General features: G+C 70.9%; 4 protein-coding genes and 1 tRNA gene. 2 read left to right on the top strand and 3 right to left on the bottom strand.

What is annotated here, in order from left to right:
* Window positions 1-236: 236 nt before the first annotated feature.
* Entirely contained in the window at window positions 237-1,664 is a 1,428-nt protein-coding gene (locus Mterra_RS18745) for a tetratricopeptide repeat protein (protein ID WP_245971691.1), read from the bottom strand.
* 144 nt (window positions 1,665-1,808) lie between these two features.
* On the opposite strand from Mterra_RS18745, the gene Mterra_RS18740 reads away from it, so the two are divergent.
* Window positions 1,809-1,885 (top strand) — tRNA-Met (locus tag Mterra_RS18740).
* A 62-nt stretch (window positions 1,886-1,947) separates the two neighbouring features.
* Here the strand turns inward: Mterra_RS18740 and fni are convergent.
* Window positions 1,948-2,952, bottom strand: coding sequence for a type 2 isopentenyl-diphosphate Delta-isomerase (gene fni, locus Mterra_RS18735; protein ID WP_119316523.1), 1,005 nt, complete (start codon window positions 2,950-2,952; stop codon window positions 1,948-1,950).
* 87 nt (window positions 2,953-3,039) lie between these two features.
* Window positions 3,040-4,677, bottom strand: a complete 1,638-nt coding sequence (crtI, locus tag Mterra_RS18730) for a phytoene desaturase family protein (RefSeq protein ID WP_119316522.1) — start codon at window positions 4,675-4,677, stop codon at window positions 3,040-3,042.
* A gap of 124 nt (window positions 4,678-4,801) precedes the next feature.
* Between crtI and Mterra_RS18725 the strand changes: the two genes are divergently transcribed.
* Window positions 4,802-5,032: alcohol dehydrogenase catalytic domain-containing protein (locus tag Mterra_RS18725; protein ID WP_170159742.1), on the top strand; the 231-nt coding region annotated here is incomplete at its 3' end.

The following is a 5,032-nucleotide window of genomic DNA, read 5'->3' as shown; positions in this document are numbered from 1 at the left end:
CCACCCGCGGCTGCGGGAGGGGCGGCGGGGACTGGGCGGGGAGCCGCTGGAAGGGGTTGATGCCCGTGAGGAAGAACACGATGCCCGCCACCACCAGGCCGAACAGCACGAAGATCAGCAGGTCGAGCCAATTGTTGCGGAGCCAGCCCATACCTCTAAACTACCGCACTACAGGCGCATTGCAAACAACCGCCGGGCGGGAAACCCGCCCGGCGCTACGTTTCGGGACGAGGGCCCTACCGCAGGAACTGGCGGGCGGGCTCGTAGCCGAGGTTGACCGCCTGCTGGAAGGCGCGGCGGGCCTCGGCGTTGCGCGAGAGGGCCTGCAGGGCGATGCCCAGGTTATACCAGGCGACCGCGTCGCGGGGGTTGAGGGCGACGGCCTGGTTGAGCAGGCGCTCGGCGTCGGAGTAGCGGTTGGCGGCGAGGTAGGCGGCGCCCAGGTTGGCGGCGGTGTCGCCGGTGGGCTCTAAGGCCTGGGCGCGCTCGAGGGAGCCGATGGCCGCCTCGTACTTCTTGAGCGCGAACTGCGAGCGGCCCAGGTAGAACCACGCCGCGCCCCGGTCGGCCTTGAGCTGCACCGCCTGGAGCAGCACCTCCTCGGCGCTGTCGTAGCGCTGCTGGAAGTAGGCGGCCTTGCCCTGCACGAACAGGGCCTCGGCCTTCTCCGCGCCGCTCGCCGACTTCGCCGCCAGCGCCGCGAAGCGCCCGGCCTCGGCGAACTGGCCCAGGCGGTCGTGGGTCAGCGCCAGCGCCAGCGCCACGCGGGGCTCGTCGGGCATCTGGCCGTAGGCGGCTTGGAAGGCCTCGAGGGCGCCCTTGAAGTCGCCGTTCTGGTAGCGCACGCGGCCCAGGTCGTACTGGGCGGTCCAGAGCCGGGGGTCGAGGCGGGTGGCCTCGGTGAGGGCGTCCTGCTGGGCCTTGCCGCTGAGCAGCGAGGCCTTCTTGTAGACGAGCTGGGCCTTGACCTTGGCGTCCTGAACGGCGGCGATGGAGCGGTCGAGCTCGGTCACGGCCCGCTCGGGCAGGCCCTGGCCCACGAAGATGTCGGCCACCAGGCCCACCGCGCTGACGTTGCCGCGGTTCTGGTTGAGCAGGGTGTAGAGGTGGGGGAGCGCGTCGAGGGGCCTGTTGGCGCGGTAGAGGCTGTCGGCGAGCAGGAAGGTGATCTCCTGGTCGTTCTCGAACTTCTTCAGCGCGCCCACTAAGGTGGTGGCCGCGGCGTCGTACTGCTTCTGGTCGCGCTGGGCCTTGGCGAGCCCCAGGTAGGAGGTGCGCAGGTCGGCGGGGGCGACCCCGGCCTTCTCGCCCACCTCGATGGCCTTGGAGAGGGCCTGGGCGGCCTCGGCGGACACCCCCAGGCGGTCGAGGGTCACGCCCAGGTTGAACCAGCCCTCGAAGCGGTCGGGGGCCAGCAGGGTGAGCTGGGTGAACTCGAAGCGGGCGCCCTTGAGGTCGCCCTGCCGGTAGAGGGCCAGCCCCAGGCAGAAGTGGCCGCTGTAGCTGGTGTACTCGCGGGTGACCACCTGTTCGCACAGCTGGGCGGCCTCGGCGTTGCGGCCCGCCTCGAGCGCGGCCAGACCCCGCTTGAGGGTGTCCTCTACGCTCGGCTGCTGGGCCAAGGCCAGCGAAGCGGCCACGAGGGCCATCCAGGTTCCCTTCATAGCGTATCTCCCGAAATCTTGGGTCATGCTGGCAGGAATTCTAGCATGCGGCCCCAGGCGGCTCGGGCCAGGGTGAACCAGCGAGTTGACACGGCCGCACCCCTTTGATACCCTGGCGAAGCTCGGCCGGAAGGCCCTCAGCGACGCGGGGTGGAGCAGTCTGGTAGCTCGTCGGGCTCATAACCCGAAGGTCACAGGTTCAAATCCTGTCCCCGCAACCAAAAAGCGAAAACCGGCCCCAGGGCCGGTTTTCTTCGTTCGCGAATCCCGGTTAATCAAAGCTTTAGACTGCCGCGACGCGCCCCAGGGCCTCGGCCGGGGTGCGGGCCCCCACGGCGTAGAGCGCCGCGCGCAGCTCCCAGAGGAAGTCCTCGAGCCATTCCACCACCGCCTCGGGCCCCTGCAGGGCGGGCCCCAGCAGCGGCCGCGCCACCGCCACCGCCTGCGCCCCCAGCGCCAGGGCCTTGGCGGCGTCGGTGCCGCTGCGGATGCCCCCGGAGGCCACCAGCGGCAGGCCGGGCAGGGCCGCGCGGCACTCGATGAGGGCCTGCGCGGTGGGCAGCCCGACCTCGCAGAGCTCGGGGTGGCGCACCTCGCCGTAGCGCACCAGCTCCTCGACCCGCGCCCAGCTCGTCCCCCCGGCCCCGGCCACGTCCAGCGCGGCCAGCGGCAGGCCGGCGAGCCCCCGGGCCACCTCCCCCGAGAAGCCGTGCCCCACCTCCTTGAGCAGCACCGGGAAGGGGACTTCCCCCAGGACCTGCCCCAGCTTGGCCCTCAGGCCCGCGAAGTCGGTGTCGCCGCGCTGCACGGCCTCTTGCAGCGGGTTGGCGTGCAGGGCGAGGGCGTCGGCCCCCACCGCCTCGACCGCGCGGCGCAGGTGCGCGGCGGTGTAGCCCCGGTTGAGCTGCACCAGCCCCAGGTTGCCGATCAGCAGCGCGGTGGGCGCCACCTCGCGCACCTGGAAGCTCGAGGCGGCCTCGGGCTTCTCCAGCATCACCCGCTGGCTGCCCAGCATCATGCCCACCCCCACCCGCTCGGCGGCCTCGGCCAGCGCCCGGTTGATGCGCCCCCCGTGCTCCTCCCCCCCGGTCATGGCCCCGATCAGGAAGGGCGCGGCCAGCCGCTTGCCCAGAAAGCGGGTCGAGAGGTCCACGTCCTCCAGGCGCAGCTCGGGCAGCGCCCGGTAGGCCAGGCGGTAGCGCTCGAGCCCCGTGGTCAGGCGGGCGTAGTTCACGGGCCCCTCGAGGCAGACCTCGAGGTGCTTGCGCTTGCGGGCGGTGATGTCCATAGGGTCACGGGAGGCTAAAAGGGCAAAAGGTGAGAGGTGTTCTCCGCTTTTTACCTTTTCACCTTTTCACCCCTTCACCCTTCTGCCTCATGCTACGGGCTCCACGACCCGGGTCGAGAGCACGTCGCTGCCCTCTAAGGGCAGGCCGAAGTCCTGGGCGACGAGGCGGGCGGTCATCTTGGCCGACATCATCACGCTGGGGGTGCCCGCGCCGGGCTGGGCCCCCGCGCCCACCAGGTAGAGCCTGGCGACGTCCTCCGAGCGGTTGTGGGGGCGGAAGAAGGCCGACTGCATGAGGACGGGCTCGGGGCCGAAGGCGTTGCCGAGGTGGGAGAGCAGGGTGTGCTCGAAGTAGTCGGGGGTGACGAAGCTCTTGTAGACCAGGCGCTCGGAGAGGTTGGGGAGGTAGCCGCGCTGCTCGAGGAAGCCCAGCACCTTGTTCACGAAGGGCTCGCCCAGCAGCTCCCAGTCGAGCCCGGAGCCGTTGTGGGGCACGGGGACGAGGGTGTAGGCGGCGTGGTGGCCGGGCGGGGCCAGGGAGGGGTCGGTGAGGGTGGGGACGTGGAGGTACTGCGAGAAGTCCTTGGCAAGCACCTTGCGCCCGAAGATGTCTTTGAGCAGCTCCTCGTAGCGCGGCCCCAGGAGGATGTTGTGGTGGCGCAGCCGCTCGCCTTCGCTGCCGTCGGCTTTGAAGCCGAAGTAGATCACCACCAGCGACATGCTCTGCCTGCGGGCCCGCACCACCGGGTCGGCGTTCCACAAGCGGTGCTGCGGCTCGACGAGCTTGAGGTAGGTGTGGGCGTAGTCGGCGTTGGAGACCACCGCGTCGGCGTGCAGCACCTCGCCCGAGGCCAGCGTGACGCCGGTGGCGACCTTCCGGCCGCCCCGGCGGGTGACGTTGATCCGGCTCACCTCCGCGCCGTAGCGGATGCGCCCGCCGAGCTCCTCGAGCTTCCTCACGAAGCCCCGCACCAGCGCCCCGGTGCCGCCCATGGCGAAGTGGATGCCCCAGGTCTTCTCCACGAAGTGGATCATGGCGTAGATGGCGGGCACGCTGAGGGGGTTGCCGCCCACCAGCAGCGTCTCGAAGCTGAAGACCTGCCGCATCTTGGGGTTCTTGAAGTATTTCTTGGCGAAGGAGAACAGCGTGCGCACCGCGTCCAGGCGCAGCAGGTCGGGGACTACGCGCAGCATGGTGCCCACGTCGCCGAAGTGGGTGTAGCCGAGCTCGAGGAAGCCGCGCTCGAAGATGGCCCTCGCGTCGCGGTGGAAGTGCTCGTAGCCCTCGAGGTCCTCGGGGGCCAGCGCCCGGATCTGCTCGCGGGTGCGGAGGGGGTCGCCGTCGTAGTCGAAGAAGGTGCCGTCGTCGAAGTAGATGCGGTAGAAGGGCAGGATGGGCACGAGGGTGACGTAGCGCGAGGTGTTGGGGCCGCCCGAGACGCCCTCGCGCACCCGCTTGTCCTCGCCCAGCACGGCGGGGGGGAAGTCGGGCTGGCCCAGCCGGGGGTCGCCCCGGCCTAAGCTGAAGAGCTCCTCGATGAAGTGGGGCACGGTGATGACGGTGGGGCCCATGTCGAAGGTGAAGCCCTGGGCCCGGCGCACGTAGGCCCGCCCGCCGGGGGCGTCGAGCTTCTCGAGCACGGTGGTGTCGAAGCCCAGGCTGCACAGGCGGATGCCCATCGCCAGCCCGCCGATGCCGCTGCCGATGACCACGGCCTTCTTCACGGGCGCCTCCCGCGGCGAGGGGACGTGTGGGGCGCGTTCATGGGCCCGAGGATACCCCCGGGCCCGCGAGGACATTTAGCCGCGGGGATACAGTCTCGCCGCCCCGACCCGGTAGGCTTTGGGCGTGAAGGCCATCCAGATCACCCGCACCGGCGGCCCGGAAGTGCTCGAGCTCACCGACCTCCCCCTGCCCACCCCCGGCCCCGGCCAGGTGCGGCTCAAGGTGGAGGCCGTGGGGCTCAACTACGCCGACATCCTCACCGTGGCCGGGGAGTACCTCGCGCGCACCCGCCTCCCGCTGGTGCCCGGCATGGAGTTCGCCGGGCGGGTGGACGCGGTGGGCGAGGGGGTGGAG

The sequence above is a fragment of the Calidithermus terrae genome (assembly GCF_003574345.1).
GTDB classification, from domain to species: Bacteria; Deinococcota; Deinococci; order Deinococcales; family Thermaceae; genus Calidithermus; species Calidithermus chliarophilus.
The sequence above is the reverse complement of the archived record's forward strand: the minus strand, read 5'-3'. Positions and strand labels throughout refer to the sequence as shown.